Raw genomic sequence first — 13,054 nt, 5'->3', positions numbered from 1 at the left:
AGTGGAAACGCTGCGACTATTTTCCCGATGACAGCGAACCGGGCAGGTTGTTGGGCAACTTCGTCGGAGCCTTCACCTGACCCGCAAGCCAGTTGGGGACGGCCAGAAACGGTTTCAGCAGCGGGTTGCCATTCACCTGCGCCTTGAACTTCTCAAACTGCATTACGCCCTCGATCCGCCGATCCAGGAATTCCCATGTCGCCTGATAATCCGGGCTGTCATCACCCAGCCAATACAACAGTGTCGAAGAATAGACGCCCGACAGAGTGGCACGTTTGGTGTACCAGTTCACGTCGTCCGAAGTATCGCCAAGCGCTGTCCAGATCTGGTCACAGGTGCCCCAGACCGCCTTGGCCCCATCCGCGGCATGGATCGGCAACGCGAACAAAGTCATACCTCGGCGCACTGCTTCTTTGTCTTCGACCGCCTGCAGGCGGAAACGGACGGCGGCGGCGATCTTTTCACGGAATTTCAGCCCGCTCAGGTCTTCGGATTTCAACCGCTCCAACATCGCGGCATCCCCGCGCGCATGAAAGGACAGTGCCAGATCGACGGCACCACGCGGACAGATCGCTCGGGCCAGCGCGGGCTCCAGATCGCAATCGCTGATGGCCGCACGAAAGCTTGTTTCCGACCAGCCGTCGAACGGCACATGGTTCAGAATCGCATCGAGAAGCTGCTCTTTGGTGTCTTCATAGGTTGCTGTCATGTCGGGTCTCCGAGGCTGCGGGTCCAGTACTAGACAAGTTAGGCGTGCTTTGCTATACGGCCACTTCCTGCAAATCCTTGCAACTCTATCTAGAAAGGTGGTGACAACCACATGCAGGTTAGTGTTCGCGACAATAACGTCGATCAGGCGCTTCGTGCCCTGAAGAAAAAGCTGCAGCGCGAAGGCGTGTTCCGTGAAATGAAGCTGAAGCAACATTTCGAGAAACCGTCCGAGAAAAAAGCGCGCGAGAAAGCTGAAGCGATCCGCCGTGCCCGTAAACTGGCACGTAAGAAAGCACAGCGCGAAGGTTTGCTCTAAGAGCTTCCTGCGACTCGTCCAGCTTTGGATGACACTATTTGACGACCCCCGAGGCCCTGCCCGGGGGTTTGTCGTTTTTAGGGCGGATGATCCCGCCAAATCCCGGCTTTACCCTCGCGGCAACCTGCCGATTTTGATGCAATCGCCGCAGTCGGCATTTTACAGCGCAGCGAATCGCCGTTCGGTTGCATTCTGCCGCCGAAAAATGCCCATCGCCGTACCCGCCCTATTCAGCGTTCTTTGATCGTCTGTAAGTGAGGCCGTCCACTCAGACATAACCAAAAACGGAGGCACTGATGTCGACAGCAAGTACGGTCGAGCGCGAAATGCTCGCGCTGATCAACCAAGAGCGCACATCCCGCGGTCTTGATCCCCTGGAACTTGAACGCAACCTGAACGAATCTTCCGAGGACCACAGCAGCTGGATGCTGGACACCGACCGGTTCAGCCACACCGGTCAGGGTGGTTCATCCGCGACCCAACGGATGCAAGCCGCAGGGTTCGACCTGTCCGGGAGCTGGCGCACCGGAGAAAACATCGCCTGGCAATCCGAGCGTGGCGCACCCGGTATCAGCGATGATGTCGCCCAGTTGCACCAGAACCTGATGAATAGCCCCGGTCACCGCGCCAACATTCTGAACCCCGATTTCAAATATATCGGCATCGGGATCGAAGAAGGCGACATGCAGGGGTACGACGCTGTCATGGTGACGCAGAACTTTGCGGCGACTCAGGGCGATGTCGATCTTGATAACGGCGGCACCACCCCGCCGGTGACGCCTCCGGTTGAAGAAGTTGTTGAGCCAGAAGAGGAAGAGGTTACCACCCCGACTGAACCAGAAGTGCCGGAAACCGATGTGACCGAGACTGAGGAACCAGTTGACGAAACACCGGTAGCGGAAGTTCCCGATGCCGGAGAACCGGCAAAGGAGACCCCGGAGAAAGACGTCACCGAAACCGAAGAACCATCGGACGAAACACCCGACACCGATGTGACGGAAACCGAGCAACCGGCAGACGAAACGCCAGAAACTGAGGTTACCGAGACCGAGGACCCGGTTGAGGAGACTCCGGAAACAGACGTGACCGAAACTGAAGAGCCGGAAACGCCTGATACCGATGTGACTGAAGTTGAAGACCCGGAACCCGATGTGCCGGATACTGACGTCGTCGAGGTCGAGGAACCCGAAACTCCGGAGACCGACGTCACCGAGGTCGAAGAACCCGAGCCAGAAACACCTGAAGTTGTCGTTGACAATGGTGCACCGGGCGCGGACTGCTTTGACGTTCAGGCCTTCCTTGCCGGGATCGAAGCGTTTGTTAATGCGCTGCAAGCCCAATTTGACCAGTTCGAATGGTCTCCGGTGCAGCAGGCTGACACGACCCCGGAGATGGATGATTTCGATCTGGTGTTCGACACCGACTTCGCTGACGACATGATCGAAACCGTTGAAGCCACAGTCGAAGACATGAATGACGACATGTGCGGCGTGTTTGTTTTCGAAACGAACTGCGGATTTGATTGGGGTTAATCAAACCGTTCAGGTGCGGGGATCCTTTTCCCGCACCACTTTCCTGCCAAATCAATATATCTTAGGCACGTGTAGCTCATCCGGCAAAATGCGCCGTTCGTATTCGGGGTTATAGCGCCGATCCGGCAGATTGACCTTTTCCTGCGGCACATCCTCATAGGGGATCTTGGTCAGCAGGTGCTCGATACAATTGAGCCGTTCGCGTTTCTTGTCGTTGCCTTCAACAATATACCAAGGCGCCTCGGATATGTTGGTGCGAAAGAACATATCCTCTTTGGCCTTGGTGTATGCCTCCCACCGGATGCGGGATTCCAGATCCATCGGTGACAGTTTCCACTGCTTCATCGGATCGTGAATACGCATCAGGAATCGCAATTGCTGTTCTTCGTCTGTAATCGAGAACCAGTATTTCAGCAGGATAATCCCCGACCGCACCAGCATCCGTTCGAATTCGGGAACGTCCTGAAAGAACTGTTCGACCTGATCCTCGTTGGCAAATCCCATCACGCGTTCAACACCAGCGCGGTTGTACCAGGACCGATCGAAGAACACGATCTCACCGGCCGCAGGCAAATGGGGCACGTAGCGCTGAAAATACCACTGGCTTTGTTCGCGTCGGCTGGGTGCAGGCAAGGCGACCACACGCGCTACACGAGGGTTCAAGCGCTGCGTGATCCGCTTGATCACGCCCCCTTTCCCGGCGCTGTCGCGCCCTTCAAATAGAATACAGACCTTGGCCCCTGTATGGACCACCCAATCCTGAACTTTGATAAGTTCAGCCTGCAGCCGCAAAAGGTTGCGAAAATAGACCTTGCGATCCAGCATGTCAGGATGCTGGTCCTTGTAAATCTTGCGCACTTCCATCGAAAGCATGGGTTCGCTGAATTCGATCTCGAAATCTTCGTCCAGCGTGTCTTCCAGTTCAGCTTCCAGCCAATCTTTCGGCGTGCTGTTGTTTTCGTAAGCCAAGGTCTGCTCCTTATCGTTCATCGGGTTCGGACCGTACACGGCCAGTGTAACCACGGAGTGTCAGCGCAAAGTGCCGAGGTCGTACATAAGGTCGGAAACATGGATTTTGGCCCGACCGCACGACAGATACAAGCGGCAGAATTGACGCAAGGCTAACCCCCAATAGTTGGTTTCAGACAGGCAAAGCCGTGGTTTTGAACACCGTGCGCAAAGCAAATGAGCTTTGCATCTGCGCCACCCCAGGCAAGCGAGACAGGTATTGCCGATGGATGCGAGCAAAATCCTCGGTATTTTCTGCGACGACCTTCAGAATGTAGTCCGCCGTGCCCGCCATCAAATGGCATTCCAGCACATCCGGAATCCGTGCTACGGCTTTTTCAAACGCCTCCAGCACTTCTTCCGCCTGACCCTGCAACGTGATCTCGACAAACACAGTGGTTGGAACGTTCAACTTCCGTGCATCCAACAGGGCGACGTAGTCCTTGATATAACCCTCAGCTTCAAGTCGCTGCACGCGCCGGTGGCAGGCCGAAGGGGATAGATTCGCCTGTTCGGACAATTCCGAATTTGACATCCGCCCTTTGCGCTGCAGGGCTGCCAGAATCTTCCGATCTGTTGCGTCAATCGTCATTTGCGCACATCCATTGCGTCAAGTTGTCTATACGCTGAATATTTTCCCGCAGATTGTGTGTTTAGCAAGTGGGGTTTCACAAAAATTGCGCCAATATATGCCCATAATTTAGGCAGTTTATGAATGGAGTCTCACATGAAAATCGGCTGCCCCAAGGAAATCAAACCTCAGGAATTCCGCGTCGGGATGACCCCGAACGCTGCTGGCGAAGCTGTGGCCCGCGGTCACGAAGTCATTATCGAAACCGGTGCCGGGATGGGCTCGGGCTTTGATAACGACGCTTATGTAGCGGCAGGTGCCCGCATCGTCGACACTGCAGAAGAAGTGTTCGCCACGGCTGATATGATCGTCAAGGTCAAGGAACCTCAGGCGGTCGAGCGTAAAATGCTGCGCGAAGGTCAGTTGCTGTTCACCTATCTGCACCTGGCACCCGATCCAGACCAGACCCACGATCTGCTGGAATCCGGCTGCACCGCGATTGCCTATGAGACCGTGACTGACTCCAATGGCGGCCTGCCGCTGCTGGCGCCGATGTCCGAGGTTGCCGGTCGCTTGGCTCCGCAAGTTGGGTCCTGGACTCTGCAAAAGGCCAACGGTGGCCGCGGCGTTCTGATGGGTGGTGTACCGGGTGTAGGCCCTGCCAAAGTGATCGTCATCGGCGGAGGTGTCGTAGGCACCCACGCAGCGAAGATTGCCGCAGGCATGGGTGCGGATGTGACCGTACTGGACCGTTCGCTGCCGCGTCTCCGCTATCTGGACGATGTGTTCGGCGGAACCTTCAAGAACCAGTATTCAACCGCTGGTGCGACAGCCGAGCTGATCCAGGATGCCGACCTGGTCATCGGTGCGGTCCTGATCCCGGGCGCAGCTGCTCCCAAACTGATCTCGCGCGAACAGCTGTCGACCATGAAGCCCGGCGCGGCTCTGGTAGACGTTGCGATCGATCAGGGCGGCTGTTTTGAAACCTCGAAAGCCACCACCCACGCCAATCCGGTTTACGAAGTTGACGGCATCATGCACTACTGCGTCGCCAACATGCCCGGTGCGGTTGCCCGGACTTCGACCATCGCACTGGGCAACGCAACCATGCCGTTCATGTTATCGCTGGCAAGCAAGGGCTGGAAGCAGGCCTGTAAGGACGACGCACACCTGCTGGCAGGTTTGAACGTCCACGCCGGCAAGCTGACTTACGAAGCGGTGGGCACCGCCCTCAACATCGACTCTGTGGATCCAACAACTCTGTTGAACTAAGAGCGCTCCCGCCTCTGAAAGCGTCCTTTTTCAAAGGACGCTTTACAGACTTGGGCCCAGCGCCGCGCCAATAGCGCGGCGCTGTTGTTTTCTGGACCAAGGGTCGCACAAAAAAGCACCGCGCCTTAGCGCGGTGCCCGGCCCAACCAGAGGAGGGCATTTCAATGCCCGATCGACGGGCGGGAGGCTTACGCCTCTTTGTGAATCTCCACAGAATGCGGATACGGGATGGATACGCCTTTGGCGTCAAACGCTTCTTTGATCGCTTTGGTAAGTTCAAACTTCACATCCCAATAGTCAGCCGCTGCGCACCACAGGCGCGCGGTCAGATCAACCGAACTATCCCCAAGATTTGTCACGCGCACCCAGGGCTCAGGATCAGCCATGATACGATCGTCAGCTTTGGCCACATCCAGGATGATGTTCATAGCCTCATCCGCGCTATCGCCGTAGTCGATGCCAAACACCAGATCGACCCGGCGGGTGTCATGGGCGGAATAGTTGGTGATCACCGAACCCCAAGCCTGACCGTTTGGCACGATGATCTGCACGTTGTCCGGCGTCACCAGCTCGGTCGTGAACAGGTTCAGGTCTTTCACAGTACCCGCTGTGCCACCAATATCGACATATTGGCCCAGCTTATAGGGCCGGAACACCACCAGCATCACGCCCGCGGCCAGATCGCTGAGTGTTCCCTGCAGCGCCAAACCGATGGCCAGGGATGCGGCACCCAGAATGGCCACGATGCTGGTCGCCTCGATTCCGAAAATGCCCAGAACGGCGACAAAGACAATCGCCAGCAGCACCCATTTCACGAGGCTCGCAACGAAATTCCCCAAAGTCGGGTCGATATGTGGCGTGGCGTTGATCCGCCGCCGCACCAGACCGCTAATGGCTCCGGCAACGATCCAACCCAATACCAGAACGATCAACGCTTTGATCGCGCTCATGATCAGCGGACCAAATGCGCCCACCTGTGTTACGACATCTTCCACACGCTTCTCCTTTGCGCCAACAGCAAACCCGCGCCTTTTGGCGCGGGATCGCTGAAAAGTCTGGGCTAATTTTGCGCGCAGGTCTAGGTGCGGGATTTCCGAGTTTTCCCCCCTGCTGTTCCCCAGCAAACATCGACTGACCGATCACGCACAGAATTGGACCTTACAAAAGCGCCACAATTTACCAGATTGACTGCAACACGCGCGATAAAAGGAGCCCATCATGCTGGACACAATCCAATTCCCGATCATGAATAAATGGTCCCCACAGTTCCCCGAGCGGATTCAGCTTTATTCCTTCCCCACACCCAACGGGGTAAAGGCGTCGATCATGCTGGAAGAAACCGGCCTGCCTTATGAGGCACATCGTGTCACACTGGCCGATGCAGATGTCAAAAGCCCGGAATTTCTTTCGCTGAACCCGAACAACAAGATCCCGGCGATCATTGATCCCAACGGGCCCGACGATGCTCCGTTGGCTTTGTTCGAAAGCGGTGCAATCCTTCTGTACCTCGCTGAAAAGAGCGGTAAGCTGCTGGGTCAGAACAAAGGTGACAAGCACCGGGTCACCCAATGGGTTATGTTCCAGATGGGCGGTATCGGACCAATGTTTGGCCAGCTTGGGTATTTCCACAAATTCGCAGGGGCTGAAATCGAAGACCCCCGCCCGCGCGAACGCTACGTGTCCGAGGCCAAACGCCTGCTGAACGTTCTCGACCGGCAACTGGACGGCCAAGGCTGGATCGCCGGAGAATTCTCGATCGCCGATATCGCAATCGCGCCGTGGCTGCGCGGTTTAGATTATTACGGCGTCAAGGATGTCATAGGCTGGGAAAGCTATGGCAACGTTACGCGCTATCTGGATAGGTTCCTGGATCGACCCGCAGTGCAAAGAGGACTGAACATCCCCTCACGGGATTGATACACAAGGCCTGTGCGGCGGGATCCAAATCCGCCGCCACGGGCCATCGGGTTACCCAGGCAGCGCGCCTGTTAGAACGTAGCGTAAGATCTCAACAACTTGCGCGGGTTCTTCAGCGACGGCGAGGGCTGCTGCATCTACTTCTTTCAGCGCGTGCTGATGATCAGCCCCGTGCAGAACAATGATCGACTTGCCCAGTGCTGCCGCATAGCCCGCGTCAAATGCCGCGTTCCACTGCTTGTATTTGTCCCCAAAGCGTACAACCACAACATCCGCGTCTGATATGCCCTTGCGGGTCCGGATCGCGTTGACCATGGCACCCTTGTGATCGTGCCAGTACTTGTTCGGCTCGGCCCCCAAGATCGTGACACCGCAATCGTCCGAAGCACCGTGATCGGTGACCGGGCTACTGAACTCAACATCCAACCCATCGGCGCCCGCAATGATCTGCTCGCGCCAATCCGTGTGAATCTCACCGGACAAATAGACCTTCAGCATTTTTCTCTCCTCCCGTGAAAAAGGGGCGCAATGGCCCCTTTATCATTTCAAAAATACTCCCGCCGGAGGCGAAAACCAACTCATCCCCGCAAGACGCCGCCAGTGGCTTTCAACACTTTTTCGACAATCTTGGTGCTGACCGCCTCGATATCCTTTTCCTTCAGGGTCGCGTCCGACGGCTGGAGCCTTACGGTAATGGCCAGAGACTTCTTGCCCTCGCCGACGCTACCGCCAATGAATTCGTCAAAGACGCGCACGTCCTCGATCAGAGCCTTATCAGCACCCGCAGCCGCATTGACCAACGTCAGAGCTTCGATATCCGCATTTACAACAAAGGCGAAATCGCGCTCGACCGCCTGCAGGTCGCGCAATTCCAAGGCAGAACGGGTCGCACCGGATTTACGTGGCATCGGCACCTGATCCGGCCAAATGGTGAACGCCATCGCCGGGCCCTTGATGTCCATCGCCTGCAACACGCGCGGATGCAATTCGCCAAAGACGCCCAGTACCTTTTTCGGACCCAGACAGATTTTTCCATGTCGGCCCGGGTGCCACCAGGCATCGCTGTCGCGCAGAATCTGAACCTTCGCGGGCGCGCCAATTGCGGCAAGCACCGCCTCGGCGTCAGCTTTCGCGTCAAACAGGTCAACCGAACGAGACGCGCCGTGCACATCCTTGGGACCGCTACGCCCAACCATCAGGCCGGCAATCTGTGTCTGTTGATCCCCCGGCTCACCATCGTGGAACACCGGCCCGACCTCGAACAAGGCCAGATCGGCATAACCCCGTGCCTGATTGCGCGCCGCCGCTTGCAGCAGACCAGGCAGCAGATCAGGGCGCATATGGCTCATCTCGGACGAGATCGGGTTTTCCAACATGGTTGCTGCGTCACCGCCCCCGAACAAGGCTGCCGAGGCCTGATCGATGAAGGTATAAGACACACATTCATTGTACCCCAGCGCTGCACAGGTCCGGCGCGCCATCGACTGGCGACGCTGCGTGGCTGTCATGACCGGTTTGGGGATACCCGCCGTCGTACGCGGCAGCGGAATACCCTGCAACTTGGTCAGAGAAGCGATCCGCGCAACCTCTTCCACCAGATCGGCTTCCCCCATGATATCGGGTCGCCAGCTGGGCACATGCGCCATCTCGCCATCCAGACGAAAGCCCAAACGGGTCAATGTCTGCCGCTGCTCGCTTTCCGGAATCTCCATCCCGACTAGGGACTGCACGCGCGCCGCGTCCAGTTTGTAGGCCCGCGCGTGGTTCGGCGCTTTGCCCGCCTCGACCACATTCGAGGCTTCACCGCCGCAGATATCCAAGATCATCTGCGTCGCATGCTCCAACCCTTCGCGCGTGTATTCCGGGTCGACGCCGCGCTCGAATCGATACCGCGCGTCCGAGTTTATCTTCAGCGCCCGACCTGTGAGGGCGATCTGTACATGATCCCAGAACGCGCTTTCAAGGAAGACGTTCACAGTCTCCTCGGTACAACCGGTTTCCTCGCCGCCCATGATACCCGCGATAGATTCCGGGCCTTTGTCGTCCGAAATCACCATCATGCCAGGCTGAAGGGAGTATTCTTTTTCATCAAGCGCGACCAGCTTTTCACCACCCTTGGCGCGATGCACCCGCAAATTGCCCTGCACCTTGTCCGCGTCGAACACGTGCAGCGGACGGTTGTGGTCGAAGGTCATATAATTGGTGATATCCACCAGAGCCGAGATCGGACGCAGACCAATCGCTTTCAGTTGATCCTGCAGCCACTGAGGGCTCGGGCCGTTCTTTACGCCACGGATCAGACGCCCGGTGAAATGCGGCGCGCCGTCCAGCGTATCCTCGTCGATCGACACTTTGATCGGGCTTTCGAAATCACCCGGCACCGGAGTGTAATCGCGCACTTTCAGCGTGCCCAACCCCCGCGCGGCCAAATCACGCGCAATACCCGCAACACCCAGCGCATCCGGGCGGTTCGGCGTGATCGCGATCTCGATCATCGGATCAACCTTTGACGGATCGTTCTCAGCCAACCAATCGACAAACTTGTCGCCGACCTCACCCGAGGGCAGCTCGATAATCCCGTCATGTTCATCCGACAGCTCAAGCTCGCGCTCGGATGCCATCATGCCATAGCTCTCGACGCCACGGATCTTGCCGACGCTGATGGTGATATCCAGGCCGGGAATATACATACCCGGTTTACAAACCACCACGGTGATGCCTTCGCGCGCATTGGGCGCGCCACAAATGATCTGCAGATCGCCCTCGTCGGTTTCAACCGTGCAAACGCGCAGCTTATCGGCGTCCGGGTGCTTCTCGGCATGTTTCACATGGCCCAGCGTAAAGCCCGCCAGACGGTCCGCCGGGTTGACGATCTCTTCGACCTCAAGCCCGAGATCGGTCAGTGCTTCGGCGATCTCATCAACCGACGCATCCGTATCGAGGTGGTCTTTCAGCCAGGACAGAGTGAATTTCATTGCAGCGGGCCTTTTTCGGCAAACATTCAGTCGGCACAGGCAATGGCAAAGATTGCGCCAAGGTGCAAGCGCTGCGGCTCACGGATAGGTGGGGGTGCGACCCAAAAGCTCGTCCAGCTGCCAGCCGATCCAGCCGTGGGGAATAAAGTGCCCGCCGGGATGGGTGTCCAGTGTCACCTGCCCTTGCGCGCAATCGGTCCACTCCAATCGGCTGAGCGTCAGGAAGGGCTTCACACTCCAATCTCCACGAGGGGTCGCGCCGTTGCAGTTGAACTTCGCCTTCCACAGAGCCACTGGATAGGTCGCGTCACCGTCCGGCCCAAAGGGAAAATCCATCACCGTATCGTCCAGCCCGTGCACATGACGCACCTCGCGTGGGGCTTCCGGGCAGTCCTCGGTCTGGCGGATCGAGCCCGCAACCGCCAGCAGAGCAGCGATGTCGTTTCCCGACTGGCAGACATAGCGCCATGCCATTGCGCCGCCATAAGAATAACCCGAGACATATATGCTTTCAAGATCAATGGGATAGCGTTTGGCGACGTCCTCAAGCACGCGATCTGCGAACGGCACGTCTGCGGTATCAGCAGTCCAGAAGTTCCAACTTTTGCCCAGCCCATTCGGAGCCACCAACAGCACATCTCGCAGCTTGGTTGCCCCGGCGATGCGCTCATGGTTCACCACCACATCGCCCTGCCGCGCCCAGCCGTGGAAATGCAGCAGCACCGGCAGAGGCGTTACGCCATCCCAACCATCGGGTTCCAGCACATGATACGAGCGGTCGCCAACCTCACAGGCGGTATCGCCGTGGCAGTCAGATTTCCACGGCCCCATCGCAAAGGCCGGAGTCGCGGTCAGCAGAAGAAAAAGCAGTCGATAGATCATAAGCCGGAGCCTAGCGACGTCTGCCGCGCTGTCACATAACTTATTGGTGTAGGGTGGGGTTTCACCCCACCAACCGCCCCACGGCGGGGTGAAAACCCACCCTACACCGGATCAAATCACAAAGCAGCGCGATCGCCAGACCGCGGGGTGGCGATCAGAGGTTTGTGTTGGGCACTTTATGCCAGCCAATTCCGCGAAACATTCAAACGGAGCGCTTATGGAGACAAATTTTCAGCCCAAGCCAGCGTTTTCAACATATGACTGGTCACTCTAAATCTGCCCTCATGGCGGTGATAAGTTCATCAGTGGCGGCGTTGAGTTTGGCTATAAAATCTGTATCAACGCTGTTCTGAGCCGCAGTCTTATTCCGCCACTCTATTGGGGTTAAAGACAATACATGTGCTCCATATTTCACATAAATGACTCTAAGTTCAAAAGCTCGTTCATATACTTCAATAGGTGCCAACAATCGTAGCTCCTCAAAGTAACGCTTAAGGTCTGAATTCCGCATTGATATTTTGGAATCTACAGGTCCTGAAGTAACTTCGTTCCATACCAACCCGCATTGGTGCAAGTACTCAGCATAAACCTTTCGGCGCTCATCACGGCGAAGCGCTTTTCTCTCGTCTTCAGACTTTCGATAGTAAATATAAATAGCCCCTGCCAATGCAATCAGAGGACCAAGATCGGTTATCAAATCACCAATCCACGCAACAAAACCAGGCACCCAATGAAAATCGCTTGCCAAGTTTTCTAGCGCAGTGGTTTTTTCCGTCACCTACTCAAACCACCATGCAGGTTCGGCATATCCAGCGCCGCGAACCCGTAGTGGCGCAGCCAACGCAGGTCAGAATCAAAGAACGCTCGCAAATCCGGAATGCCGTATTTCAGCATCGCCAGACGGTCGATGCCAATGCCGAAGGCAAAGCCCTGATAGACTTCGGGATCAATACCACCAGCGGCGATCACTTTGGGGTGGACCATGCCGGAGCCCAAAATTTCCATCCAGTCGTCGCCCTCGCCGATCTTCAGCTGACCGTTATCCCACGAGCAGCGGATATCGACCTCGGCCGACGGTTCGGTAAAGGGGAAGTGCGATGCGCGGAAGCGCAGCTCGACGTCGTCGACCTCGAAGAACGCTTTCACGAACTCTTCCAGAACCCATTTCAGGTTCGCCATCGAGATATCCTTGTCGATGGCCAGCCCCTCGACCTGATGGAACATCGGCGTGTGAGTCTGGTCATAGTCGGCGCGGTAGACACCGCCCGGGCAGATCACGCGGATCGGCGCGCCCTGCAGTTCCATCGAGCGGATCTGCACTGGCGAGGTATGGGTGCGCAGCACGTGCGGCGGGCGATTGTCGCCCTCGGCGCGGTGCATGTAGAATGTGTCCATCTCGGCCCGCGCAGGGTGGTGGCCGGGGATGTTCAGAGCGTCAAAGTTGTGCCAGTCGGTTTCGATCCGCGGACCTTCGGCCACCGAGAAACCCAGTTCGGCAAAGATCGCGGTCAGTTCCTCGGTCGCCTGGCTGACCGGGTGGATCGAGCCCTGACGGCGCGCGCGAGTCGGCAGGGTGACATCCAGCCATTCGGTGCGCAGACGCTCATCCAGCGCGGCATCGGCCAGAGCGGCCTTCTTGGCGGACAGGGCCGAGTTGATCTCATCCTTCAGGGCGTTCAGCGCGGGGCCTGCGACCTGACGCTCTTCGGGGGTCATCTTGCCCAGCTCGCGCATCTTCAGCGCGACCTCGCCTTTTTTGCCCACGGCAGCGACGCGGATCGCCTCAAGCGCGTTTTCATCGCCTGCTTCGGCGATTTGGCCCAGATATTTTGCCTTAAGATCGTCCATGACGCCCTCTGAATTTGGTCGC

The 13,054-nt window shown here is 57.3% G+C and carries 13 protein-coding genes; 4 read left to right on the top strand and 9 right to left on the bottom strand.

Annotated elements, in window-relative coordinates; translation table 11 throughout:
• Positions 1-16: 16 nt before the first annotated feature.
• The gene (locus ACR0BT_RS13510; protein WP_480763377.1) at positions 17-709 is read right to left on the bottom strand and encodes a COQ9 family protein; all 693 of its coding nucleotides are present in this window, start codon (positions 707-709) and stop codon (positions 17-19) included.
• 111 nt (positions 710-820) lie between these two features.
• Here ACR0BT_RS13510 and rpsU point away from each other — a divergent pair, with 111 nt between their 5' ends.
• Positions 821-1,027: a 30S ribosomal protein S21 gene (gene rpsU / locus ACR0BT_RS13505; protein ID WP_005614280.1), complete on the top strand. Its 207-nt coding sequence runs from the start codon at positions 821-823 to the stop codon at positions 1,025-1,027.
• 296 nt (positions 1,028-1,323) lie between these two features.
• Entirely contained in the window at positions 1,324-2,559 is a 1,236-nt protein-coding gene (locus ACR0BT_RS13500; RefSeq protein ID WP_480763376.1) for a CAP domain-containing protein, read from the top strand.
• Positions 2,560-2,610: 51 nt separating this feature from the next.
• On the opposite strand, the gene ppk2 is transcribed toward ACR0BT_RS13500, so the two are convergent.
• The gene (gene ppk2 / locus ACR0BT_RS13495; protein ID WP_170395648.1) at positions 2,611-3,549 is read right to left on the bottom strand and encodes a polyphosphate kinase 2; all 939 of its coding nucleotides are present in this window, start codon (positions 3,547-3,549) and stop codon (positions 2,611-2,613) included.
• A gap of 151 nt (positions 3,550-3,700) precedes the next feature.
• Positions 3,701-4,159: an Lrp/AsnC family transcriptional regulator gene (locus ACR0BT_RS13490; RefSeq protein ID WP_170395646.1), complete on the bottom strand. Its 459-nt coding sequence runs from the start codon at positions 4,157-4,159 to the stop codon at positions 3,701-3,703.
• A gap of 135 nt (positions 4,160-4,294) precedes the next feature.
• On the opposite strand from ACR0BT_RS13490, the gene ald reads away from it, so the two are divergent.
• Positions 4,295-5,410 (top strand): alanine dehydrogenase, encoded by a 1,116-nt coding sequence (gene ald / locus ACR0BT_RS13485; RefSeq protein ID WP_170566190.1) that lies wholly within the window; start codon positions 4,295-4,297, stop codon positions 5,408-5,410.
• Between the two features lie 188 nt (positions 5,411-5,598).
• On the opposite strand, the gene ACR0BT_RS13480 is transcribed toward ald, so the two are convergent.
• Positions 5,599-6,405, bottom strand: a complete 807-nt coding sequence (locus tag ACR0BT_RS13480) for a mechanosensitive ion channel family protein (RefSeq protein ID WP_170423629.1) — start codon at positions 6,403-6,405, stop codon at positions 5,599-5,601.
• 223 nt (positions 6,406-6,628) lie between these two features.
• Here ACR0BT_RS13480 and ACR0BT_RS13475 point away from each other — a divergent pair, with 223 nt between their 5' ends.
• Positions 6,629-7,327 carry a glutathione S-transferase family protein gene (locus tag ACR0BT_RS13475; protein ID WP_480763374.1) on the top strand — a complete coding sequence of 233 codons (699 nt, stop codon included), beginning with the start codon at positions 6,629-6,631 and terminating at the stop codon, positions 7,325-7,327.
• A gap of 51 nt (positions 7,328-7,378) precedes the next feature.
• Here ACR0BT_RS13475 and ACR0BT_RS13470 read toward each other — a convergent pair whose 3' ends face one another.
• The 5 genes from ACR0BT_RS13470 to pheS form a co-directional block, all read right to left on the bottom strand.
• Positions 7,379-7,825 (bottom strand): YtoQ family protein, encoded by a 447-nt coding sequence (locus ACR0BT_RS13470; RefSeq protein ID WP_170423625.1) that lies wholly within the window; start codon positions 7,823-7,825, stop codon positions 7,379-7,381.
• An 80-nt stretch (positions 7,826-7,905) separates the two neighbouring features.
• Complete coding sequence (gene pheT / locus ACR0BT_RS13465; protein WP_480763372.1) at positions 7,906-10,302, bottom strand: phenylalanine--tRNA ligase subunit beta; 2,397 nt, start codon at positions 10,300-10,302, stop codon at positions 7,906-7,908.
• 78 nt (positions 10,303-10,380) lie between these two features.
• Entirely contained in the window at positions 10,381-11,184 is an 804-nt protein-coding gene (locus ACR0BT_RS13460) for a CE1 family esterase (RefSeq protein ID WP_480763371.1), read from the bottom strand.
• 265 nt (positions 11,185-11,449) lie between these two features.
• Positions 11,450-11,962, bottom strand: coding sequence for a hypothetical protein (locus tag ACR0BT_RS13455; RefSeq protein ID WP_480763370.1), 513 nt, complete (start codon positions 11,960-11,962; stop codon positions 11,450-11,452).
• Positions 11,959-13,032: a phenylalanine--tRNA ligase subunit alpha gene (gene pheS, locus ACR0BT_RS13450; protein WP_010443591.1), complete on the bottom strand. Its 1,074-nt coding sequence runs from the start codon at positions 13,030-13,032 to the stop codon at positions 11,959-11,961. The genes ACR0BT_RS13455 and pheS overlap by 4 nt, the downstream gene beginning before the upstream one ends.
• Positions 13,033-13,054: the final 22 nt, after the last annotated feature.

This window comes from Ruegeria sp. CJ6, from assembly GCF_056536665.1.
Note: the sequence above shows the minus strand (reverse complement) of the source record. Positions and strands in the feature narration are given on the sequence as shown.

Excerpts from the sequence above, each read along its gene's own strand:
- ACR0BT_RS13500 (WP_480763376.1), top strand. The coding sequence starts at position 1,324 with ATGTCGACAGCAAGTACGGTCGAGCGCGAAATGCTCGCGCTGATCAAC.
- ACR0BT_RS13490 (WP_170395646.1), bottom strand. The coding sequence starts at position 4,159 with ATGACGATTGACGCAACAGATCGGAAGATTCTGGCAGCCCTGCAGCGC.
- ACR0BT_RS13510 (WP_480763377.1), bottom strand. The coding sequence starts at position 709 with ATGACAGCAACCTATGAAGACACCAAAGAGCAGCTTCTCGATGCGATT.
- ACR0BT_RS13460 (WP_480763371.1), bottom strand. The coding sequence starts at position 11,184 with ATGATCTATCGACTGCTTTTTCTTCTGCTGACCGCGACTCCGGCCTTT.
- ppk2 (WP_170395648.1), bottom strand. The coding sequence starts at position 3,549 with ATGAACGATAAGGAGCAGACCTTGGCTTACGAAAACAACAGCACGCCG.
- ald (WP_170566190.1), top strand. The coding sequence starts at position 4,295 with ATGAAAATCGGCTGCCCCAAGGAAATCAAACCTCAGGAATTCCGCGTC.
- rpsU (WP_005614280.1), top strand. The coding sequence starts at position 821 with ATGCAGGTTAGTGTTCGCGACAATAACGTCGATCAGGCGCTTCGTGCC.
- pheT (WP_480763372.1), bottom strand. The coding sequence starts at position 10,302 with ATGAAATTCACTCTGTCCTGGCTGAAAGACCACCTCGATACGGATGCG.
- ACR0BT_RS13470 (WP_170423625.1), bottom strand. The coding sequence starts at position 7,825 with ATGCTGAAGGTCTATTTGTCCGGTGAGATTCACACGGATTGGCGCGAG.
- ACR0BT_RS13475 (WP_480763374.1), top strand. The coding sequence starts at position 6,629 with ATGCTGGACACAATCCAATTCCCGATCATGAATAAATGGTCCCCACAG.
- pheS (WP_010443591.1), bottom strand. The coding sequence starts at position 13,032 with ATGGACGATCTTAAGGCAAAATATCTGGGCCAAATCGCCGAAGCAGGC.